The sequence below is a fragment of the Variovorax sp. UC74_104 genome (assembly GCF_044055375.1).
Lineage (GTDB): Bacteria > Pseudomonadota > Gammaproteobacteria > Burkholderiales > Burkholderiaceae_C > Variovorax.
The window spans coordinates 3,187,772-3,208,125 of the sequence record NZ_CP171978.1 but is presented as its reverse complement, the minus strand read 5'-3'; the positions used below and the strand labels follow the sequence as shown (position 1 = coordinate 3,208,125).

General features: G+C 65.1%; 20 protein-coding genes, 1 tRNA gene and 1 pseudogene. 8 read left to right on the top strand and 14 right to left on the bottom strand.

The features are described 5' to 3' along the window. Nucleotides 1-165: 165 nt before the first annotated feature. The 12 genes and pseudogenes from ACHMXA_RS14925 to ACHMXA_RS14870 form a co-directional block, all read right to left on the bottom strand. Nucleotides 166-432, bottom strand: coding sequence for a hypothetical protein (locus tag ACHMXA_RS14925; RefSeq protein WP_176667435.1), 267 nt, complete (start codon nucleotides 430-432; stop codon nucleotides 166-168). 322 nt (nucleotides 433-754) lie between these two features. Further along, nucleotides 755-831: transfer RNA gene (locus tag ACHMXA_RS14920), tRNA-Pro, on the bottom strand. Nucleotides 832-857: 26 nt separating this feature from the next. Further along, nucleotides 858-1,316: a MerR family transcriptional regulator gene (locus ACHMXA_RS14915; protein ID WP_176667434.1), complete on the bottom strand. Its 459-nt coding sequence runs from the start codon at nucleotides 1,314-1,316 to the stop codon at nucleotides 858-860. Between the two features lie 65 nt (nucleotides 1,317-1,381). After that, nucleotides 1,382-1,753, bottom strand: coding sequence for an integration host factor subunit alpha (locus tag ACHMXA_RS14910; protein WP_176667607.1), 372 nt, complete (start codon nucleotides 1,751-1,753; stop codon nucleotides 1,382-1,384). A gap of 5 nt (nucleotides 1,754-1,758) precedes the next feature. Beyond that, nucleotides 1,759-4,201, bottom strand: a pseudogene (gene pheT / locus ACHMXA_RS14905) (phenylalanine--tRNA ligase subunit beta). A 39-nt stretch (nucleotides 4,202-4,240) separates the two neighbouring features. Further along, nucleotides 4,241-5,317, bottom strand: a complete 1,077-nt coding sequence (gene pheS / locus ACHMXA_RS14900) for a phenylalanine--tRNA ligase subunit alpha (protein WP_093202106.1) — start codon at nucleotides 5,315-5,317, stop codon at nucleotides 4,241-4,243. A 112-nt stretch (nucleotides 5,318-5,429) separates the two neighbouring features. Next, nucleotides 5,430-5,789, bottom strand: coding sequence for a 50S ribosomal protein L20 (gene rplT / locus ACHMXA_RS14895; RefSeq protein WP_007832499.1), 360 nt, complete (start codon nucleotides 5,787-5,789; stop codon nucleotides 5,430-5,432). Nucleotides 5,790-5,813: 24 nt separating this feature from the next. Then, nucleotides 5,814-6,017 (bottom strand): 50S ribosomal protein L35, encoded by a 204-nt coding sequence (rpmI, locus tag ACHMXA_RS14890; protein WP_007832497.1) that lies wholly within the window; start codon nucleotides 6,015-6,017, stop codon nucleotides 5,814-5,816. A 166-nt stretch (nucleotides 6,018-6,183) separates the two neighbouring features. Continuing rightward, entirely contained in the window at nucleotides 6,184-6,810 is a 627-nt protein-coding gene (infC, locus tag ACHMXA_RS14885) for a translation initiation factor IF-3 (protein ID WP_176667606.1), read from the bottom strand. A 101-nt stretch (nucleotides 6,811-6,911) separates the two neighbouring features. Further along, nucleotides 6,912-8,819 (bottom strand): threonine--tRNA ligase, encoded by a 1,908-nt coding sequence (gene thrS, locus ACHMXA_RS14880; RefSeq protein ID WP_395321161.1) that lies wholly within the window; start codon nucleotides 8,817-8,819, stop codon nucleotides 6,912-6,914. Nucleotides 8,820-9,163: 344 nt separating this feature from the next. Further along, a complete protein-coding gene (aceA, locus tag ACHMXA_RS14875) occupies nucleotides 9,164-10,495 on the bottom strand; it encodes an isocitrate lyase (RefSeq protein ID WP_176667431.1) in 1,332 nt (443 codons plus the stop codon). A 206-nt stretch (nucleotides 10,496-10,701) separates the two neighbouring features. Beyond that, the gene (locus ACHMXA_RS14870; RefSeq protein ID WP_176667430.1) at nucleotides 10,702-11,115 is read right to left on the bottom strand and encodes a gamma-glutamylcyclotransferase; all 414 of its coding nucleotides are present in this window, start codon (nucleotides 11,113-11,115) and stop codon (nucleotides 10,702-10,704) included. Nucleotides 11,116-11,157: 42 nt separating this feature from the next. On the opposite strand from ACHMXA_RS14870, the gene ACHMXA_RS14865 reads away from it, so the two are divergent. Together ACHMXA_RS14865 and ACHMXA_RS14860 are read left to right on the top strand one after the other, a co-directional pair. Next, on the top strand, nucleotides 11,158-12,099 hold the full coding sequence (locus ACHMXA_RS14865) for a DMT family transporter (RefSeq protein WP_176667429.1): 942 nt from the start codon (nucleotides 11,158-11,160) through the stop codon (nucleotides 12,097-12,099). A 156-nt stretch (nucleotides 12,100-12,255) separates the two neighbouring features. Beyond that, entirely contained in the window at nucleotides 12,256-12,696 is a 441-nt protein-coding gene (locus ACHMXA_RS14860) for an SWIB/MDM2 domain-containing protein (RefSeq protein ID WP_176656515.1), read from the top strand. Nucleotides 12,697-12,736: 40 nt separating this feature from the next. Here ACHMXA_RS14860 and ACHMXA_RS14855 read toward each other — a convergent pair whose 3' ends face one another. Then, nucleotides 12,737-13,516 carry a helix-turn-helix domain-containing protein gene (locus ACHMXA_RS14855; protein ID WP_176667428.1) on the bottom strand — a complete coding sequence of 260 codons (780 nt, stop codon included), beginning with the start codon at nucleotides 13,514-13,516 and terminating at the stop codon, nucleotides 12,737-12,739. 103 nt (nucleotides 13,517-13,619) lie between these two features. Between ACHMXA_RS14855 and ACHMXA_RS14850 the strand changes: the two genes are divergently transcribed. Further along, nucleotides 13,620-13,910 (top strand): hypothetical protein, encoded by a 291-nt coding sequence (locus tag ACHMXA_RS14850; protein ID WP_176667427.1) that lies wholly within the window; start codon nucleotides 13,620-13,622, stop codon nucleotides 13,908-13,910. On the opposite strand, the gene ACHMXA_RS14845 is transcribed toward ACHMXA_RS14850, so the two are convergent. After that, nucleotides 13,879-15,600, bottom strand: coding sequence for a thiamine pyrophosphate-binding protein (locus tag ACHMXA_RS14845; RefSeq protein WP_176667426.1), 1,722 nt, complete (start codon nucleotides 15,598-15,600; stop codon nucleotides 13,879-13,881). The genes ACHMXA_RS14850 and ACHMXA_RS14845 overlap by 32 nt on opposite strands. A 93-nt stretch (nucleotides 15,601-15,693) precedes the next feature. Here ACHMXA_RS14845 and ACHMXA_RS14840 point away from each other — a divergent pair, with 93 nt between their 5' ends. The 5 genes from ACHMXA_RS14840 (at nucleotide 15,694) to ACHMXA_RS14820 (ending at nucleotide 20,354) form a co-directional block, all read left to right on the top strand. After that, nucleotides 15,694-16,362 (top strand): TetR/AcrR family transcriptional regulator, encoded by a 669-nt coding sequence (locus tag ACHMXA_RS14840; protein WP_176667425.1) that lies wholly within the window; start codon nucleotides 15,694-15,696, stop codon nucleotides 16,360-16,362. Between the two features lie 286 nt (nucleotides 16,363-16,648). Next, on the top strand, nucleotides 16,649-17,644 hold the full coding sequence (locus ACHMXA_RS14835; RefSeq protein ID WP_395321157.1) for a tripartite tricarboxylate transporter substrate binding protein: 996 nt from the start codon (nucleotides 16,649-16,651) through the stop codon (nucleotides 17,642-17,644). A gap of 49 nt (nucleotides 17,645-17,693) precedes the next feature. Continuing rightward, a complete protein-coding gene (locus tag ACHMXA_RS14830; RefSeq protein WP_176667423.1) occupies nucleotides 17,694-18,467 on the top strand; it encodes an ABC transporter permease in 774 nt (257 codons plus the stop codon). Nucleotides 18,468-18,515: 48 nt separating this feature from the next. Then, nucleotides 18,516-19,517, top strand: coding sequence for an ABC transporter substrate-binding protein (locus ACHMXA_RS14825; RefSeq protein ID WP_176667422.1), 1,002 nt, complete (start codon nucleotides 18,516-18,518; stop codon nucleotides 19,515-19,517). 57 nt (nucleotides 19,518-19,574) lie between these two features. Then, entirely contained in the window at nucleotides 19,575-20,354 is a 780-nt protein-coding gene (locus ACHMXA_RS14820) for an ABC transporter ATP-binding protein (protein WP_176667421.1), read from the top strand.

Below are 20,354 nucleotides of genomic sequence, written 5' to 3'. Positions count from 1 at the left end.
CCAGCGACGGAGATCGCGCCGCCGACGAGTTTCCTGAATGCTTTCATGGCGTGCTCCTTGTTCGGGTATGACGCCTGATGGTGCCCCGGAAAGGGCGCTTCGTGGGTTGGGAATCCTCATCCGCGGGATAGCGAACTCCAACCATCGCCCCCGCGGCGCGGGGAATCAGCTCGACCTTGCCAGGCTCGCCGAAGACATGTCGAGCGGAGCGAGCCGCTCCCGGGCGAACTGGCTCGCCCGCAGCCGCACGCGCTGCAGCGCGGCTTCCAGCGTGGGCTGCTGCATGAAGACCAGCACGCCGTACTTGAGCCCGCGCAGGTTCAGTTCGGCAACGCCCGCGTAACGGCCGCTGGTGGTGCGCTTGATGTCGATGCGGCTGGACCAGCCATCGGGCAGGTCGACGAGGAGTTGCAGTTGCTGTGCGGCATTCATGTGGGCGCGAAGGATAGGCGCGAAGGCAGCGCAAACAAAGGAACTAATTCCGAGCTATCCGCATTTCTTCGGCATCCATGCGCGAGAGCCCCGAATTCGAGAACTCGTCCTCGATGTCTCCCAGATTGGCCGCGATCATCGATTCGCCCGCCCCCTGCGGCGGGCTCCTCCCTCCGACCCCATGCGAGAACGGGGTCCTTCAGCTCACCCTCGGGTGAGCTTTTTTTTGAGCGCTGAAACCAAGGGCGCAACAAGCTCTGCGGCCACAAAGAAAAACGGCTTACGCCTTTTGAGCGTAAGCCGTTGTTTCATCTACTGACTTTGGTCGGTGTGAAAGGATTCGAACCTTCGACCCCTTGCACCCCATGCAAGTGCGCTACCAGGCTGCGCCACACACCGAAGCTCTCGATTATAGCCTCTGAAATTCAGCGTCCGACGGTCAGCAGCTCACGAATTTCAAATAGTTCGCGCCGAAGGTGCAGCAGCTGCGACAGATCGGCCGTCTGCACGGCCGCTGACGCGGGCGAATCCTCGATGATGGCGGCGTCGAATTCTTCCTGGTCGATCTCGATGGCCTCCACGCCTTCGAGCGGCACCTCGCCTGCCTTGCGGCGGTCGCGCTCGCCCTGCACGAGTTCCTGCAGCTTGTTGCGCGCGCCGCTGATCGTGAAACCCTGGTCGTAGAGCAGATCGCGGATGCGGCGAATCATGAGCACCTCGTGGTGCTGGTAGTAGCGGCGGTTGCCGCGCCGCTTCATCGGGCGCAGCTGCGTGAACTCCTGCTCCCAATAACGCAGCACGTGCGGCTTGACGCCACAGAGCTCGCCGACCTCACCGATGGTGAAGTAGCGTTTGACGGGAATCGGAGGGAGCGTTTTCTCCATTGAAATCAAGACTGTGCGCGGGAAACCTCAGAGATTACTCCACGCAGCCGCGCAGCACCAAGCACTTATTCGGAACCGAGGCTCCATTCGACTTCGGAGGTGTTGCCCTGGTCGATGCTTCCGTGAATCTGTTCCTTGAGCTTGGCGCTCGCATGGAACGTCGCCACGCGCCGCTCGCCGATCGGAATCGCCTCGCCCGTGCGCGGATTGCGCCCGGGCCGGGGCGCCTTCACGCGGATCTGGAAGTTGCCGAAGCCCGAGATCTTCACGTCCGTGCCTTCGATGAGGCTGTTGGCCACGAGTTCGAAGAAGGCCTCGACCATGTCCTTGGACTCACGCTTGTTCAGGCCGATCTGCTCGAACAGCAGGTCGGCGAGATGCGCCTTGGTGAGCGCAGGCGTTTCCAGAGCCTCGAGCGTGAATTCGGCAGCGTTCATTCTCATCACCCCCTCAAGCGGCCGCCGAGTTTGGCGCCCAGTTGTTCGACGATCGCGCGGACGGCGGGCTCGACCTGCTCATCCGTCAGCGTGGCGCTGTCGCTCTGGAAGCTCAGGCGCACCGCCATGCTCTTCTCGCCCTGCGCCAGCGCGCCGGGCGCGGCCACCGCACCCTCGCGCAGCGGCTGCGGACGGTAGATGTCGAACAGCGTCGCGTCGCGCAGCAAGCCCTTGGCCGCCGCGGTGGAGCGAATGGTCTGCATCAGCGCGTCGTGCGTGACGGCCTCGGCCACCACCACGGCGATGTCGCGCTCGACGGCCTGGTGCTTGGGCACTGGCTGCGCCACGGGCACGGGGCGTGCGGTGACTGCATCGAGGTCGAGTTCGAACAGCACGGGCGCCTGCGCGAAGTCCCACTTCTGGCGCCAGCGCGGGTGCAGTTCGCCGACGAAGCCGATGGCCTTGCCGTCGACGAGCACGCGCGCCGAGCGGCCCGGGGTGCAGGGCCGGATGCTCGGCCGCCTCGAAGGTCGGCTGCAGCGGGGCGAGCAGCGCCTCGACGTCGCCCTTCACGTCGTAGAAGTCGATGCGCTGCGGCTTGCCGTCCCAGCGCGCCTCGTCGGCGTCGCCCCATGCGAGGCCCGCCACGCGCATCGGCTGGTTCACGCCGCGCACGGTGCTGTCGGTGGTGACGACGCCGTCGTCGCGCATGAACACGCGGCCCAGCTCGAACACGCGCACGCGCGGCGCCTTGCGGTCGAGGTTGAACTTGAGCACCTGCAGCAGCGAACCCATCAGCGAGGAGCGCATCACGCTCATCTGGCTGGCGATGGGGTTCAGCAGCTTCACCGGATTGGCGTTGCCCGCCAGGTCCTGTTCCCAGTGCGCCTCGACGAAGCTGAAGTTGATCGTTTCCTGGTAACCCAGCGCGGCGATGCTGCGGCGAACCGCGAATCGGCTGCGCTGCGCCTCGGGACGCACGCGCGCGGTGATGGGCGCGAGCGGCGCGGTGGTCGGCAGGTTGTTGAAGCCGATCAGGCGCGCGACCTCTTCGATCAGGTCTTCCTCGATCAGCAGGTCGAAGCGGTGCGGCGGCGGGGTCACGGTCAGCGTGCCCTCGCCCTCGGTGATCGCAAAGCCGAGGCGGTTCAGCGCTTCGGCGCATTGGGCCTGCGTCAGCGGCATGCCGATCACGCGCGATGCACGCGCCACGCGCAGCGTAACGGGCACGGCCTCGGGCACGCTCAGCGTCTGGTCGTCCATGCGGCCGGCCTGGCCGCCGCAGATCTCGGTGATCAGCTGCGTGATGCGCTCGATGATCTGGACGGTGCGGCTCGGGTCGACACCGCGCTCGTAGCGATGGCCGGCGTCGGTCGAGAAGTTGAAACGGCGCGAGCGGCCCTGCACGGCCTCGGGCCACCAGAAGGCGGCTTCGACGTAGATGTTGCGCGTGTCGTCGGACACCGAGGTGGCGTCGCCGCCCATGATGCCGGCGAGCGACTCCACCTCTCGGTCGTCGGCGATCACGCCGACCTTGTCGTCCACGGTGATCGTGTTGCCATTGAGCAGCTTGAGCTGCTCGCCCGGCTTGCCCCAGCGCACCGTGAGGCCGCCGTGGATCTTGTCGAGGTCGAAAATGTGGCTGGGCTGGCCGTATTCGAACATCACGTAGTTCGAGATGTCGACCAGCGGCGTCACGCTGCGCTGGCCGCAGCGCGCCAGGCGCTCGACCATCCAGGGGGGCGTCGCGACCTTGGTGTTCACGCCGCGCACGATGCGGCCCGAGAAGCGGCCGCAGAGCTCTGGCGCCTCGACCTTCACCGGCAGCACGTCGGCGAACGAAGTGGCGACAGGTGCGATGTCGGGCGTCTTGAGCGGCGCGCCCGTGAGCGCGGCCAGCTCGCGCGCGACGCCGTAGACGCTGAGGCCGTGCGCCAGGTTGGGCGTGAGCTTCAGCGTGAGCAGCATGTCGTCGAGCTTGAGCACCTCGCGCACGTCGGCGCCGATGGGCGCGTCGGCGTCGAGCTCGAGCAGGCCGCCGTGGTCTTCGCTCAGCTGCAGTTCGCGCGCCGAGCACAGCATGCCCTGGCTTTCCACGCCGCGCAGCTTGCCGAGCTTGATGAGGAAGGGCTTGCCGTCTTCACCCGGCGGCAGTTCGGCGCCGACCAGCGCGCACGGCACCTTGATGCCGACGCGCGCATTGGGCGCGCCGCACACGATGTTCAGCAGGGCGCCCTGCCCTGCGTCGACCTGGCACACGCGCAGGCGATCGGCGTTCGGGTGCTGCACCGCTTCCTTGATTTCGCCGACCACGATGCGCGTGAAAGGCGGCGCCACCGGTCGGCGCTCCTCGACCTCGAAACCGCCCATGGTGAGCGTTTCGGCCAACGTGGCGCTGTCGATGGGCGGGTTGCAGAACTCGCGCAGCCAGGATTCCGGGAATTGCATCTCTTCGATCTCGATCTGGTTTTTTCTGTGATGGGGTGCTTACTGGAACTGCGAGAGAAAACGCAGGTCGCCGTCGAAGAAGAGGCGCAGGTCGTTCACGCCGTAGCGCAGCATCGTGAGCCGGTCGGGGCCCATGCCGAAGGCGAAGCCGATGTAGCGCTCCGGGTCGAGGCCCATGTTGCGCACCACGTTCGGGTGCACCTGGCCCGAGCCAGACACCTCCAGCCAGCGGCCGGCCAGGGGGCCGCTCGCGAACTGGATGTCGATCTCGGCGCTCGGCTCGGTGAACGGGAAGAAGCTCGGGCGGAAGCGCAGCACGAGATCGTCGCGCTCGAAGAAGGTGCGGCAGAAGTCGGTGAAGACGACCTTCAGGTCCTTGAAGCTCACGTTCTCGCCGAGCCACAGGCCTTCGCACTGGTGGAACATCGGCGAATGGGTGGCGTCGCTGTCGACGCGGTAGGTGCGGCCGGGGGCGATCACGCGGATCTCGGGCGCCTTCACGGTGCCGGTGGTGTCGGCCGCGGCAGCCGCGAACTCGGCGGCGTACTTCTTGATGTGCTGATGCGCATAGCGCACCTGCATCGGGCTGGTGTGCGGGCGCAGGTTGTAGGGGATGCCGTCGTCGCCGTTCAGGTCGACGTAGAAGGTGTCCTGCATCGAGCGCGCAGGATGGTTCGGCGGGTTGTTGAGCGAGGTGAAGCTGTGCCAGTCGCTCTCGATCTCGGGGCCGTCGGCCACGTCGAAGCCCATGCTGGAGAAGATCTCCTCGATGCGCTCCAGGGTGCGGCTCACGGGATGCAGTCCGCCGGAAATGCGGCGGCGGCCGGGCAGGCTCACGTCGAGCGCCTCGGCACGCAGTTGCAGCGAGAGTTCTTCGTCGGCCAGCTGCTGGCGGCGGTCGGTCAGCGCGGCTTCGATGGCTTGCTTGGCGACGTTGATGGCGGCGCCGCGGGACTTCTTCTCTTCGACACTCAGCGCGGCCATGCCCTTCATCAGCTCGGTGATGCGGCCCGACTTGCCCAGGAACTGGGCCTTGGCGTTTTCGAGCTCGGCGGGTGTCTTCGCTTCGGCGAAGGCGGCACGTGCGGTGTCGACCAGGGAGTCCAACTCGTTCATAGCAACAAAAATCTTCGAGGGGAAATAAAAAAGAGCTGGAGCCTTTTCAAGCGCCAGCCCTTGAGCCGTGGGCGCAGGAAGCTGCCCGGAGGCAGCGCCCTGCTGTGCAGAATCAAGCAGCCAGCTTGGCCTTGACCTGCTCCACGATGCCGGCAAAAGCGGCCTTGTCGTGCACGGCGATGTCCGCAAGCATCTTGCGGTCGATCTCGATACCGGCCTTGCGGATGCCGTTGGCGAACTGGCTGTAGGTCAGGCCCAGTTCACGCGAGGCGGCGTTGATACGCGCGATCCACAGCTGACGGAACACGCGCTTCTTGGTACGGCGGTCACGGTAGGCGTATTGGCCTGCCTTCATCACCGCCTGTTTGGCGACGCGGAAGACATTGCCGCGGCGACCGCGGAAACCCTTGGCGAGTGCGAGAACTTTCTTGTGGCGGGCGCGAGCCGTTACACCACGTTTGACGCGAGGCATGTGTGTACTCCTTGTTCGTCTGAGTTAGATGCCACGGCCGGGCAGCATGGCGGCGACAGAAACCATGTTGGTTTCATGCACTGCGACTGCACCACGCAGGTGACGCTTGTTCTTGGTGGTCTTCTTGGTCAGGATGTGACGCTTGAAGGCTTGACCGCGCTTGACGGTGCCACCGGGACGAACGCGGAAACGTTTTTTCGCGCTGCTCTTGGTCTTCATTTTGGGCATGTGAATGCTCCTTTAGTTTGTGCTCGTGAGGCGCCATGGATGCTCCACGGACTTGTTGGCCCCGAGACACTTCTTCATCCCGCCCCTGCCTGCACTTCTTGCGAAACGCGGGCAAAGGCGAAATCCCTTCAAAACCTCTCTACCGCGGCTCCAGCCTTCGGCCCTGTCAGGCCGTGGCGGGCGTCGCTGCCGGAGCGGTGCCGGCATCCGCTGCCGGTTTCTGCCCACCGCCACCGGGCTTCTTGCGGCCCGGCGCGATCATCATGATCATCTGCCGGCCTTCGAGCTTCGGGAACTGCTCGACGATGATCGTGTCGCCCAGCTCGTCGCGAATGCGCTGCAGCAGTGCCAGACCCAGCTCCTGGTGCGTGATCTCGCGGCCACGGAAGCGCAGCGTGATCTTGCATTTGTCGCCGTCATCGAGGAAGCGCCGGATGTTGCGCATCTTGATGTTGTAGTCGCCATCGTCGGTACCGGGCCGGAACTTGATTTCCTTGACCTCGATGACCTTCTGCTTCGACTTCGCCTCGGCCGCCTTCTTCTGCTCGTGGTACTTGAACTTGCCGTACTCGATCAGGCGACACACCGGCGGGTTGGCCGCCGCAACGACCTCCACCAGATCCACGTCCTGCTCACCGGCAAGGCGTAGAGCCTCGGCAAGACTCACGACACCCAATTGCTCGTTATCCGGGCCGATCAGGCGGACTTCCGGGGCCATGATTTCCCGGTTCAGGCGGTGTTGGCGTTCCTCGCGGTGGCGGCGGTCGCGGAATGCAGTAGCGATGGTCAGGATCCTTCAAAATTTGCTACAAAATCTGTAGCGAACGCCGCTCAGCCCTCGCGGACAAGCGGCACGATTTGGCAAGGAAACATATGGGGTTTTCCGAAGACAAATCAACGCTTGTCGGCAACATCCTGGACGAGCCGTTGCACGAACGATTCGAGGGACATTGCACCGAGGTCTTGATTGCCCCGGGCGCGCACTGCGACGGCACCAGCTTCCTTTTCCTTGTCGCCCACGACAACGATGTAAGGGAGCTTTCGCAACGAATGCTTCCGTATTTTATACGTAATCTTTTCGTTGTGCAGGTCAAGCTGGACCCTAAGCCCTTGATTTTGCAGCGCTTTCGCAACTTCCGAGGCGTAATCGGCCTGCCCTTCGCTGATATTCAGCACCGCAACCTGCACCGGAGCGAGCCACGCAGGCAGTGCGCCGGAGTGGTGTTCGATCAGCATGCCGATGAAGCGCTCCAGGCTGCCGACGATCGCGCGATGCAGCATCACGGGGTGCGCGCGGCCGCTCGATTCCGTCACGTATTCGCCGCCAAGTCGCTCGGCCGTGTTGAAGTCGACCTGCATCGTGCCGCACTGCCACTGGCGGCCGATGGCGTCGCGCAGCGTGTACTCGATCTTCGGGCCATAGAAGGCACCGTCGCCCGGCGCGATGACGAAGTCGACGCCGGAGCGGCGCAGCGATTCCATCACCGCATGCTCGGCCTTGTCCCACAGCTCGTCGGAGCCGACGCGGTTCTCCGGCCGCGTCGCGACCTTGTAGAGGATGTCCGTGAAGCCGAAGTCGGCGTAGACCTTCTGCAGCTGCGCCGTGTACGCAATGCACTCGTCGAGGATCTGGTCTTCCGTGCAGAAGATGTGCCCGTCGTCCTGCGTGAAGCCGCGCACGCGCATGATGCCGTGCAGCGCGCCGCTGGGCTCGTTGCGGTGGCACTGGCCGAACTCGCCGTAGCGCAGCGGCAGGTCGCGGTAGCTGCGCAGGTCGCTCTTGAAGATGAGCACGTGGCCCGGGCAGTTCATCGGCTTGAGCGCGTACTCGCGCTTCTCCGACTCCGTCGTGAACATGTTGTCGCGATAGTTCTGCCAGTGGCCCGTCTTCTCCCAAAGGCTCTTGTCGAGGATCTGCGGCCCCTTCACTTCCCAGTAGCCCGTGTCGCGGTAGATGGCTCGCATGTACTGCTCGACCGCCTGCCAGATGGCCCAGCCCTTCGGGTGCCAGAACACCACGCCAGGCGCCACTTCGTCGATGTGGAACAGGTCGAGTTCCTTGCCAAGCCGGCGGTGGTCGCGCTTCTCGGCTTCCTCGATGCGCTGGATGTACTGGTCGAGCTGCTTCTTGTCGGCCCAGGCCGTGCCGTAGATGCGCTGCAGCTGCTCGTTCTTGGCGTCTCCGCGCCAGTAGGCGCCGGCCAGCTTCGTGAGCTTGAAGACCTTCAGGAAGCGCGTGTTCGGCACGTGCGGGCCGCGGCACATGTCGACGTATTCCTGGTGGTAGTACAGGCCCATGGCCTGCTCGTCGGGCATGTCCTCGACCAGGCGCAGCTTGTAGTCCTCGCCGCGCGACTTGAAGACCTCGATGACCTCGGCGCGCGGCGTCATCTTCTTGATCACGTCGTAGTCCTGCGCGATCAGCTCGCGCATGCGCCCCTCGATGGCGGCCATGTCCTCGGGCGTGAACGGGCGCTCGTAGGCGATGTCGTAGTAGAAGCCCTCGTCGATCACGGGCCCGATCACCATCTTGGCCGTCGGGTAGAGCTGCTTCACCGCGTGGCCGACCAAGTGAGCCGTCGAGTGGCGGATGATCTCCAGGCCCTCTTCGTCCTTGGGCGTGATGATCTGCAGCTTCGCGTCATGGTCGATGACGTCGCTGGCATCGACGAGCCTGCCGTCGACCTTGCCGGCCACCGTCATCTTGGCCAGGCCGGGACCGATGGACTGGGCGACTTCGGCCACCGAGACCGGGCCAGGGAACTCGCGGCGCGAGTTGTCGGGGAGCGTGATCTGGATCATTTTGGGAAAACCTCGGGGGAGAAAAAACAAAAAAGCGCGGTGGATGACCGCGCTTTGCTTGGTTGTGTAGCTGGCGAAAACCAGCGAGCGCGGGCTACCGGCCTTTTCCTTCGGTGAAGAAAAAGCCGCTGAAACCTTGCGGGGTAGTTCGCGGTGTCATAACCAAGGTGCCTTTCTCGCTCTTGTTGGAGTGCAGAGTCTGCGATTCTAGCCGCTGCACGCCCGGGATGCGTCCAGCGCCCATTGGAGCGAAGTGCGGCTCGAAGCCCGACCTCATTGCGGCCGCAACAAAAAAGCCCGGCACAGGGCCGGGCTGAAAGTGACAGCGAAAACTGTCCGTCGGATCAGTGGAACTGTTCTTCCTCGGTCGAGCCCGACAGCGCCTTCACGCTGGAAGAGCCGCCCTGGATCACGGTAGTCACGTCGTCGAAGTAGCCCGCGCCCACTTCCTGCTGGTGCGACACGAAGGTGTAGCCCTTGTCGCGCGCGGCGAACTCGGGTTCCTGGACCATGTTCACGTAGTGCTTCATGCCTTCGCCGCGAGCGTATGCATGGGCGAACTGGAAGGTGTTGAACCAGTTGACGTGGATGCCGGCCAGCGTGATGAACTGGTACTTGTAGCCCAGCGCCGACAGGTCTTCCTGGAACGAGGCGATCTGCTTGTCGTCGAGGTTCTTCTTCCAGTTGAAGGAAGGCGAGCAGTTGTACGACAGCAGCTTGCCCGGGCAGGCGGCGTGCACGGCCTGCGCGAATTCGCGGGCGAAGCCGATGTCCGGCACGCCGGTCTCGCACCACACCAAGTCGGCGTACGGTGCGTAGGCCACGCCGCGGCTGATGGCCTGCTCCAGGCCGTTCTTGACGCGGTAGAAGCCCTCTTGCGTGCGTTCACCGGTCAGGAACGGCTTGTCGTTGGCGTCGTGGTCGGACGTGATCAGGTTCGCGGCTTCGGCATCGGTGCGGGCCAGGACGATGGTGGGCACGCCCAGCACGTCGGCAGCGAAGCGCGCGGCGATCAGCTTCTCGCAGGCTTCCTGCGTCGGCACGAGCACCTTGCCGCCCATGTGGCCGCACTTCTTCACGGCAGCCAGCTGGTCTTCGAAGTGCACGCCGGCGGCACCGGCGGTGATCATGTTCTTCATCAGCTCGAAGGCGTTGAGCACGCCGCCGAAACCGGCTTCCGCGTCGGCCACGATGGGCAGGAAGTAGTCGATGAACTCCTTGTCGCCCGGGTTGATGCCACGGCCCCACTGGATTTCATCAGCGCGGCGGAAGGTGTTGTTGATGCGACGGACCATCGTCGGCACCGAGTCGTAGGCGTAGAGCGACTGGTCGGGGTACATCGTCTCGGAGGTGTTGCCGTCGGCGGCGACCTGCCAGCCCGACAGGTACACGGCCTCGAGGCCGGCCTTGGCCTGCTGCATCGCCTGGCCGGCGGAGATCGCGCCGAAAGCGTTCACGTAGCCCTTCTTGGCGCCGCCGTTGATCTTGTCCCAGAGCTTCTCGGCACCGCGCTTGGCCAGCGTGTGCTCGATGGGGAATGAACCGCGCAGGCGCACGACGTCGGCTGCGCTGTAGCCGCGCTTGACGCCCTTCCAGCGGGGGTCGGTGGCCCATTCTTTCTCGAGTGCGGCGATCTGCTGTTCGCGGCTCAGTTGTTCTGTGAGGGTCTGGGGCATGGTCACTCCGTGAGGTTGGTTGAAGGTTGGGCGCTGCGGCCGTGGAGTTACTGTAACTCCCTGTCGGACTCTTATGTCTTATAGAAGACATATTTATCAATCAACAAAATCAACAAGTTACCGCGATATTCCTCAATGCAAAATTATTTTTCTCATATCGAGAAAAAATATTGCGGCGCAGCAGCCTTTAATTTCGCAATGCGCAATCAGTCTTTCGGTTGTGAAAACGATGCCCCTCCCAGCGCCGCATGAGCAATCCAGTCGCCGCTTTCGATCACGCGGCGGCTTGCGATGCGCGCCGGGTGGATCTCGTAGACCAGGCAATCGATCCACTGCCCCTCCACGCTCACACGCACACGACGCCTGATGTATTCGCCCAAGTCGTCGTCCGCCACTTCTTCCAGCACGTCGAGCGCCTCCTCTACCGCCGGCTCGACGACGTAGACCTCGCCCTTCACCCGCCCCGCGCCACCGAGCACGACGCCGGGATAGGCGCCGAAGTCGTAGAGCGTGCCGGCGATCTCCGCCTCACCCACCAGCAAGGGCTCGGGCCGGTAGCGCGCGATGTCGTTGCGCCCGCCGCGGCGCAGCGTGCCGTAAACAAAAACGTGGGGCATCATCGAAACCGCTTCCTTCCTTCGCAACAACAACACTTCAGTCTATTGAACTCCCCTGCCCACGCATCAGGCCGCCTCGTGGCCTATGGCTGCCTGGCCCTGAGCATGTCGCTCGTCGGCGGCTACGTCGCCCTCTCCAAGCCCCTCGTCGCCGCCTTTCCGGTGCTGCTGCTCGCCTGGCTGCGCTTCGGCATCGCGGCGCTGGCCATGCCGCACTGGCTCAAGCGGGCACCCGACGAGCCGCCGATGACCTCGCGCACCCGCTGGCTGGTGTTCCTGGAGTCGTTCCTCGGCAACTTCATGTTCTCGATCTGCATGCTCTTCGGCGTGAGCCTCACGAGCGCGGTGTCGGCGGGCGTGATCATGGCGTCGATTCCCGCCTGCGTTGCCGTCGCCAGCTGGCTCTTCCTGCGCGAGCGCATCACGGTGCGCATCGGGCTGGCGATCGCCTGCGCGGCGCTCGGCATCGGGCTGCTCGCGCTGTCGCCTGCGCACGCACCGGCGTCGCCTGCCGCCGCTTCCGCTTCTGCCGCTTCTGCCGCTTCGATGCCCTGGCTCGGCAACCTGCTCGTGTTCTGCGCGGTGCTCTGCGAGACGGCCTACGCCGTGATCGGCAAGTCGCTCACAGGGCGCCTCGGCCCGAAGCGCATCGCCTCGCTCATCAACCTCTGGGGCTTCGTCCTGTCGATGCCATTCGGCATCTGGTTCGCGCTGCAGTTCGACTTCACCGCCGTGCGCTTCGGCACCTGGGCGCTGCTGGTGGCCTACGCGCTCGCCGCGAGCATCTGGACCGTGTGGCTGTGGATGACCGGACTTCGCAACGTACCAGCCGCACAAGCGGGTGTTTTCACCGTGCTGCTGCCGGTGAGCGCAGCCCTCGTGGGCGTGCTCGTGCTCGGCGAAAACCTCTCTTCCCCACAGCTGATTGCGTTCGTCGTCGCTCTCGTCGGCGTGGTGCTCGCCACGTGGCCCGGGCGCCGAACGTGAAGAAGTGGCCTTCTCCCCTCTGAAAAAACAACAACTCCCAATGAAAAAAGCGCTTTTTCCCTTGGAAACGCGTTTTTTCTCCTTTAGCATCCGCATTGCCACTGGAGACGCAAGTTTTTCATTGGTGACTGTTTCAACCAAAAAAGGAAATCAACCATGGCAACTGCAAAGAAGGCTCCGGCCAAGAAAGCTCCGGCAAAGAAGGCCGCTCCTGCAAAGAAGGCTGCGGCTCCGGCAAAGAAGGCTGCACCGGCCAAGAAGGCGGCTCCTGCAAAGAAGGCCGCACCGGCCAAGAAGGCAGCTCCTGCAAAGAAGGCCCCCGCAAAGAAGGCCGCTCCCGCCAAGAAGCGCACGCCCAACGCCGCGTTCATGAAGGCACTGACCCCCAGCCCGGCACTGGCCGCCGTCGTCGGCTCCACGCCGCTGCCGCGCACCGCTGTCGTGAGCAAGCTGTGGGACTACATCAAGAAGAACAACCTTCAGGACAAGGCCAACAAGCGCAACATCAACGCCGACGCCAAGCTGAAGGAAATCTTCGGCAAGGCCCAGGTCTCGATGTTCGAACTGGCAGCGCTGATCGGCAAGCACGTCAAGTAAGCGCTCAGGGGCCTCGAGCTCCTGAATCGGAAAGCCCGCTTCAAGCGGGCTTTTTTTTCGCCTGCGGCAAGGCCACGCCCTCCTCGAAGAAGCGTGCCGGCGTACGGCCGAAGTGCTTGCGGAAGGCCTCGATGAAGGCGCTCACCGAGTTGTAGCCCACCGTCAATGCCACTGCCGTCACGGGCTCCGCCAGGCTCAGCAGTTCGACGGCCTTCAGCAACCGCGCCTGCTGGCGCCACTGTGCGAAGCTCAGTCCCGTCTCCGCGGCGAAGCGGCGGGTGAGCGTCCTTCGCGCCATGCCGATGCGAGCAGCCCATTCGTCGATGCCATCCGGCAAGGCGGGATCGTCGGCCAGCGCGGCTGCCATCGAAGCGAGGCGCCTGTCCTGCGGCATCGGCAGGTGCAGTGATACCACGCCGCTCGCGGCGAGTTCGTCGACAAGCACGCCCACCAGACGCGCACGGCGGGGCTCCAGCAGGGGCTCGGATGCATCCATGCCCGTCAGCCGATCCACCAGCGCACGCACCAGCGGCGTCGCCGCGAACACGTGCGGCACGCCCGGCAACGCCTGTGCCGTCATTGCATCGATGTGCAGGCTCCAGCCCGCGGTGGCGCCGAAGGTCTGAGCCGCATGGGCGCAGCGCGGCGCGATCCAGCCGATCCACCCCGGCGGCTGCACCCAGCGGCCCGACGGCGTCTCGATGACCTGAAGCCCCTCGCGCAAGGCGAACAGCTGTCCGGTCTCGTGCGAGTGATAGCCGGTGACGCGCGCCGCCTCGTAGGCGTTGATCCACAGCGTCGCGGGCGTCCGTTCAGCCATGGGTGGCCCGCCGGAGGTATCGATTGGCCCTGCCCCGCAAGCCCGAAGGAGCGGCGCTGCCTAGCATCGAAACCCTCTCAACTCCAACCAAGGAACAGCCTCCATGAAAGCCCAGGACGTACTCCCCGACGGCGAAGACTTCACCACCATCAACGGCCGCGCACTGCGCAAGGGATCGGTCGCAGCCTTCCTCGCCAACGCGCGCATCCTCGAGGACGCCGCCACATCCGCGGCAGAGCGGCAGGCCGCCGAGCAGGATTTCGCCTCGCTGATCCCCACCCTCGACGCGCTCGGCCTGTTCGACGTGTTCGAACTGCGCTCGCCGTTCCTGCGCGCGGAGGTGGCCCGCCATCGCGCCGCGCTCAGCCCTGCGCCTGCTTCGCCGAGCGCGTGATCGACGACAGCGTGCCGCGCGTGGTGATGACCTCGGGGTCGAGCGGAATCTCGATCAGCGTGCCGGTCTCGGCCTCCAGCGCGCGCAGCAGCGCCGCCTCGAACTGCGCCGTCTCCGTTACCCGTTCGGCCGCGTAGCCGTAGGCGCGCGCAAGCCCGCAGAAGTCGGGGTTGCGCAGCGCCGTGCCGCTGGTGCGTTCGGGGTACTCACGCTCCTGGTGCATGCGGATCGTGCCGAACATGCCGTTGTTGAGCAGCACGATGATGCTCTTGCCGCCGTGCTGCGAAGCCGTTGCGAGCTCCTGCCCCGTCATCAGGAAATCGCCGTCGCCGGCGATCGTGAAGGCCACGCGCCCCGTCGCCAGGTTGGCCGCGATACCCGCCGGCACGCCATAGCCCATCGCCCCGCTGGTCGGCGCTAGTTGCGTCTTCGCGCCCTTGGCCAGGCCGCTGTAGCGGAAGTAGCGATGCACCCAGCTCGCGAAGTTGCCCGCGCCGTTGGTGATGGCCGCGTCCGCCGGCAGATGCTTCTGCAGCAGCGCGACCACTTGCGCCATGTCGACCGAACCCCGCGGCGTTTCGGCGGGCATGCCGGCCAGCGGCTGGGGTACGAGGTTGGCTTCGTAGTCGGCATGGGCCTGCAGCGTCCATTCTTCCCACGGCAGCGTCGGCGGCGCGCTCAGCACTTCCAGGCTGCGCGCAGCCGCGCTCATGCCGGCGTTGATCGCCAGATCGGCCTGGTAGACGCGGTTGAGCTCCTCGGCGCTCGCGTGGATGTGCACCAGCGTCTGCTTCGCCTTGGGCGCCTCCAGCAGCGTGTAGCCGCTGGTGGTCATCTCGCCGAGGCGCGGGCCGATGGCGAGGATCAGGTCGGCGTCCTTCACGCGCTGCGCGAGCTTCGGATTGATGGCGATGCCGACGTCGCCCGCGTACTGCGGATGGTGGTTGTCGAAGGTGTCCTGGAAGCGGAAGGCATTCGCCACCGGCAGGCGCCAGTTCTCGGCGAAGCGCTGCAGCGCCTGCGCGGCCTGCGCCGTCCAGCCGCCGCCGCCGGCAATCACCAGCGGGCGCTGCGACTTCAGCAGCAGCTCGCGCAGGGTGCGCAGCGCGCCCGGATCGCTCCAGGGCTCCACCGCCTCCACGCGCGCCAGCGGACGCGCGGTGGTCTCGCTGCGCAGCATGTCTTCCGGCAGCACCAGCACCACCGGCCCCGGCCGGCCGTTCATCGCGGTGGCGAAGGCGCGCGCGATGTATTCGGGAATGCGGTTCGCGTCGTCGATACGCTCCACGCGCTTGGCGAAGCCCTTGGTGCTCGGGCCGAAGAAGCTGGCGTAGTCGACTTCCTGGAAGGCCTCGCGGTCGCGGAAGTCGCTGCCGACGTCGCCTACGAACAGCACCATCGGCGTGGAGTCCTGGAAGGCGTTGTGCACGCCGATCGACGCATTGGTCGCGCCCGGACCGCGGGTGACGAAGCACACGCCCGGCCGTCCCGTGAGCTTGCCGTGCGCCTCGGCCATGAAGGCGGCGCCGCCCTCCTGCCTGTTGACGACGAAGCGCGCGCGGTCGCGGTAGGCGTGGAAGCCGTCGAGCACCGCCAGGAAGCTCTCGCCGGGCACGCCGAATGCGATCTCCATGCCCTGTTCGACCAGGCATTCCACGATCAGGTGGCCCGCGGGTTGTGATGTACTCATGTGAAGAAAAACCTCGCTACGAATGTCTCCGGCAATTATGTGCGCCCGCTCCAGACGCCTTGCGTTAATTCCCCAACCAGTTAAATTCGCGCCATGAAGGCCCCCAAGGACCCCACGCCCGACATCGCGATCGAAGCGATCGAACCCCGCTCGCGCGATGCGGACAGGTCGCAGCTGGCCATCCTCGCATCGGCGCGCGACGAGTTCTCCTCACGCGGGCTCGCTGGCGCGCGCATGGACAGCATCGCCGAGCGCGCAGGCCTCAACAAGCGCCTCATCTACTACTACTTCGGCAGCAAGGACGACCTGTTCCTCGCGGTGCTGGAGCGCGTCTATGCGGACATCCGCGAAGCCGAGCAGCGCCTTCACCTCGAAGAGATCGACCCCGTGGAGGCGATTCGCCAGCTGGTGTCGTTCACCTGGAACTACTACCTCGAGCACCCGGAATTCATCACGCTGCTCAACAGCGAAAACCTGCACTGTGCGGCGCACCTGAAACGCTCGGACCGCATCCAGGAGATGAACTCGCCGCTGGTTCAACTGCTCGACACGGTGCTGGAACGCGGCCGCCGCGACGACCTGTTCCGTGCAGGCGTGGATCCGGTGCAGCTCTACATCTCCATCGCCTCGCTCTGCTACTTCTATCTCTCGAACAACCACACGCTCTCGGCCATCTTCGGCCGCGACCTGCGTGCACCCAAGGCGATGGCGCAGCGCCTCTCGCACATGACCGACCTGGTCCTGGGCTACGTCCTGAAATAGGTTCGCCCCCAGGCTCGCGCACTTCGTGTCGCTTCGCCACCCCCTACCGGGGGCGACACCGGTGGCCCGACAAAGCCGGTTCCACGGTGTTCCTGGCCTTGGGCCGCGCCGGTTCCAACGGTCGTGAACGGCGCAGTTGCGCCCGAAAACCACTGAACCTCCTCCTGCGGGTATTCACTAGGGAGCGCCCGTTGACGCTCCCGCGCGGCCGTTCCTACAATCAATAATTCACTCAATGGTGAATTGATCGATTCCAAGAATGCGGCCCGACCGCGCGGAGACATTCATGAAGTTCATTGCCAGCAGCACCGCACGCACCACCGTCCTTGCCTCGCTGACCTGCATCGCGGCGCTGCTGCCGGGGCTGGCGGCGGCGCAGAACGGTTATCCGAACAAGCCGATCCGCGTGATCGTTCCCTTTGCGGCGGGCAGCACCACGGACATCATTGCCCGCGCGATCACCGACAAGATGAGCGCCAGCATGGGCCAGACGCTGGTGATCGACAACCGCGGCGGTGCCAGCGGCACCATCGGCCAGCAGGCCGTGGCCGCGGCGGCGCCGGACGGCTACACGGTGATGATCCATTCGTCGTCGCACACGGTGAGCCCCTCCACCTTCGCCAAGCTGCCGTTCGACACGGTGCACGACTTCGCTGGCGTCACGCCGATCTCTTCGCTGCCCAATGCGCTGGTGATCTCGCCGAGCAAGAACATCAAGACGCTGCCGCAGTTGCTGGCCGCGGCGCGCGCCAAGCCCGGCAGCATGAACTTCGCCTCGGCCGGCCAGGGCAGCGCCACGCACCTGAATGCCGAGAAGTTCAAGATGGCCGCCAAGATCGATGCCACCAACATCCCCTTCAAGGGATCGGGCGAGGCCGTGACCGAGGTGCTTTCGGGCCGCGTCGACTACTACTTTTCGCCCATCGCGCCGGTCATCGGCCAGATCAAGGAAGGCCAGCTGCTGGCGCTGGCCGTGGGCTCGCCCAAACGCGCGGCTGCGTTGCCCGACGTGCCCACCACCAGCGAAGCCGGCGTGCCCGGCTCGGAGTTCAACTTCTGGATCGGAATGATGGCGCCGGCCAAGACGCCGCGCGACGTCGTCGAGCGCCTGCACGCCGAGGTGGCGAAGGCACTGGCCACACCCGAGGTGAAGGAGCGCTTCGCCAAGCTGGGCGTCGACCCGTGGACGCTCAAGCCCGAGCAGTTCGACGCCTACATCAAGGAAGAGATCGCGAGCAACGCTCAGCTCGTGAAGGCCGCCGGCCTCTCGGTCCAACAGTAAGCAACGCAAGCCATCCCGAACGCTCCTCCTGAAAGCCCCGGCTCCCGCCATGTTCCGCAAGCTCCTGCTCTCCCCGGCCCTGCGCCCCTTCATCCTGATCCTGTTGCTGCTGGTGCTGTGGGACCTGGCGATCCGCCTGTTCAAGATTCCGGCGTACCTCATTCCCCCGCCGTGGGAGGTCGTGAAGCAGCTCGTGGCCGAATGGCCGCGCCTGCTCGCTGAGAGCTGGAAGACCACGCTCGCCACGCTCGGCGGCTTCGGGCTGACCATCCTGATCGGCATTCCGATCGCGATGGTCATCGCCTACTCGCGCGTCGTCGAGTCGTACGTCTATCCGCTGCTGGTGTTCTCGCAGAGCATTCCCAAGGTGGCGATCGCGCCGCTCTTCGTGGTGTGGTTCGGCTTCGGCATCTTCCCGAAGGTGATCAGCGCCTTCCTGCTGGGCTTCTTTCCGGTGGTGGTGTCCACGGTGATGGGCTTCAAGTCGGTGGAGCCCGACATGCTCGACCTGTCGCGCTCGATGGGCGCGAGCCGGCTGCAGACCTTCTTCAAGATCAGCCTGCCGCAGGCGCTGCCCCAGATCTTCAGCGGGCTGAAGGTGTCGGTCACGCTGGCGGTGGTGGGCGCCGTGGTCGGCGAGTTCGTCGGCTCCAACTCGGGCATCGGCTACGTGCTGCAGGTGGCCAACGGCAACTTCGACCTGCCTCTGATGTTCGCCGCGCTGGTGGTGCTGTCGAGCATCGGCGTCATTCTTTTCGTCGCCGTCGACCTGGTCGAGCGCGTGATGATTCCGTGGCACGCATCGCAGCGCCACACGCATTGAGTTCACCGAGTTCCTTCGCAAAAGCCAACAACTCCCGGAGACAACACCATGAAGAAACTGCTCCCCACGCTGCTCGCAGCAGCCGCGCTCGCCACCTTCGCCGTCGCCCCGGCGCACGCCCAGGGCGACAAGCCCAAGGACAAGGTCACGCTGATGCTCAACTGGTACCTGTACAGCGAGCACGCGCCCTTCTTCCTGGGCAAGGAAAAGGGCTTCTACGCCGAGGAAGGCATCGACCTCGACATCCAGGAAGGCCGCGGCTCCGCAGTCACGGCGCAAGCTGTTGCCGCCAAGTCGGCGACCTTCGGCTACATCGACGTCACGACCATGATCAAGGCCGCCGCCAAGGGCGCGCCGCTGAAGTCGACCGGCGTGCTGTTCCAGGTGAGCCCGATGTCGGTGATGGGCTTCACCGAGAAGAACATCAAGACGCCGAAGGACATCATCGGCAAGACCGTGGCGGTGACACCGGGCGACTCGATGTCGCAGATGTGGCCGCTCTTCCTGAAGATGAACGACATCAAGCCCGACCAGATCAAGACCGTCTCGGGCGACGCGCAGACCAAGCTCAATGCGGTGATCAACGGCCAGGCCGACCTGCTGCTCGGCTACGTGATGGACCAGGCCATCAAGCTGCAGGACACCACCGGCAAGCCGGTCACGCCGATCCGCTTCGCAGACTCTGGCGTGAACCAGATCAGCTCCGGCATCATCACCAACAAGAACCTGCTGACCGAGAACCCCGACCTGGTGAAGCGCTTCATGCGCGCCTCCACCAAGGCCGCCGAAGCCGCCGAGAAGAGCCCCGAGGCCGCGGTCGACGCGATGCTCAAGGCCAACCCCAAGGCCGGCGTGCGCGACACGCTCATCGTGGGCATGAAGCAGAGCGTGGCGCTCTATCACACGAAGGAGACCGCCAACCAGCGTCCCTTCCGCGTGCAGATGAAGAACGTCAACGACTCGCTCGACCTGCTGGTGCAGTACGGTGGCATGGATGCCGCCACGCGCGGCAAGCCCGAAGACTATGTGACCCTCGACTTCCTGCCCTGACCTTCCCTCTCTCCTGAATCCGCGCGCCTTCCGCAGCAGTCACCTCTCACGCATTCCATGTCCCAAGTCAACCTGATCGAAGCGCGCGGCGTCTCGAAGATCTACCCCAGCAAGGACGGCCCGGTCGAGTCGCTCAAGCCGCTCGACTTCGCCATCAAGGAAGGCGAGTTCGTCTCCGTCGTCGGCCCTTCGGGCTGCGGCAAGAGCACGCTGCTGAAGATGGTGGCGGGCCTGCTGCCCATCAGCGGCGGCAGCCTCACGCTGGCAGGCCACCCGATCAAGGGCCCGCAGAAGGACGTGGGCATCGTGTTCCAGAGCGCGGTGCTGCTGCCCTGGCGCAGCGTGGAAGACAACATCCTGCTGCAGGCGGAGATGCGCCACATGCCGATGGAGTCGGCCAGGGCGCGCGCCCGCGAGCTGATGGAGATGACCGGCCTCAAGGGCTTCGAGAAGAAGTACCCGTGGCAGCTCTCGGGCGGCATGCAGCAGCGCGCGTCGATCTGCCGCGCCCTGCTGCACGACCCCTCGGTGCTGTTGATGGACGAGCCCTTCGGCGCGCTCGACGCGATGACGCGCGAAAAGATGAACCTGGAGCTGCAGCGCATCTGGATGACGTCGAAGAAGACGGTGATGCTCATCACCCACAGCATTCCAGAAGCCATCTTCCTGTCGGACCGCGTGATGGTGATGAGCGAGCGCCCCGGCTCCATTGCCGCCGTGTACGACATCGACCTGCCGCGCCCGCGCACGCTCGACGTGATGGCCTCGCCGGAGTTCGGCGCCTACACGAAGCTGGTGCGCGCGCATTTCTACTCGCAAGGCATCCTGGACCACTGA

Bases quoted from the DNA above. Each gene is read 5' to 3' on its own strand.
- ACHMXA_RS14835 (WP_395321157.1), top strand. From the start codon at position 16,649: ATGAAGTTCATTGCCAGCAGCACCGCACGCACCACCGTCCTTGCCTCG.
- ACHMXA_RS14910 (WP_176667607.1), bottom strand. From the start codon at position 1,753: ATGAACGCTGCCGAATTCACGCTCGAGGCTCTGGAAACGCCTGCGCTC.
- ACHMXA_RS14845 (WP_176667426.1), bottom strand. From the start codon at position 15,600: ATGAGTACATCACAACCCGCGGGCCACCTGATCGTGGAATGCCTGGTC.
- ACHMXA_RS14820 (WP_176667421.1), top strand. From the start codon at position 19,575: ATGTCCCAAGTCAACCTGATCGAAGCGCGCGGCGTCTCGAAGATCTAC.
- ACHMXA_RS14850 (WP_176667427.1), top strand. From the start codon at position 13,620: ATGAAAGCCCAGGACGTACTCCCCGACGGCGAAGACTTCACCACCATC.
- ACHMXA_RS14830 (WP_176667423.1), top strand. From the start codon at position 17,694: ATGTTCCGCAAGCTCCTGCTCTCCCCGGCCCTGCGCCCCTTCATCCTG.
- rplT (WP_007832499.1), bottom strand. From the start codon at position 5,789: ATGCCTCGCGTCAAACGTGGTGTAACGGCTCGCGCCCGCCACAAGAAA.
- ACHMXA_RS14855 (WP_176667428.1), bottom strand. From the start codon at position 13,516: ATGGCTGAACGGACGCCCGCGACGCTGTGGATCAACGCCTACGAGGCG.
- ACHMXA_RS14840 (WP_176667425.1), top strand. From the start codon at position 15,694: ATGAAGGCCCCCAAGGACCCCACGCCCGACATCGCGATCGAAGCGATC.
- ACHMXA_RS14925 (WP_176667435.1), bottom strand. From the start codon at position 432: ATGAATGCCGCACAGCAACTGCAACTCCTCGTCGACCTGCCCGATGGC.
- thrS (WP_395321161.1), bottom strand. From the start codon at position 8,819: ATGATCCAGATCACGCTCCCCGACAACTCGCGCCGCGAGTTCCCTGGC.
- aceA (WP_176667431.1), bottom strand. From the start codon at position 10,495: ATGCCCCAGACCCTCACAGAACAACTGAGCCGCGAACAGCAGATCGCC.
- ACHMXA_RS14870 (WP_176667430.1), bottom strand. From the start codon at position 11,115: ATGATGCCCCACGTTTTTGTTTACGGCACGCTGCGCCGCGGCGGGCGC.
- rpmI (WP_007832497.1), bottom strand. From the start codon at position 6,017: ATGCCCAAAATGAAGACCAAGAGCAGCGCGAAAAAACGTTTCCGCGTT.
- ACHMXA_RS14915 (WP_176667434.1), bottom strand. From the start codon at position 1,316: ATGGAGAAAACGCTCCCTCCGATTCCCGTCAAACGCTACTTCACCATC.
- ACHMXA_RS14860 (WP_176656515.1), top strand. From the start codon at position 12,256: ATGGCAACTGCAAAGAAGGCTCCGGCCAAGAAAGCTCCGGCAAAGAAG.
- pheS (WP_093202106.1), bottom strand. From the start codon at position 5,317: ATGAACGAGTTGGACTCCCTGGTCGACACCGCACGTGCCGCCTTCGCC.
- ACHMXA_RS14825 (WP_176667422.1), top strand. From the start codon at position 18,516: ATGAAGAAACTGCTCCCCACGCTGCTCGCAGCAGCCGCGCTCGCCACC.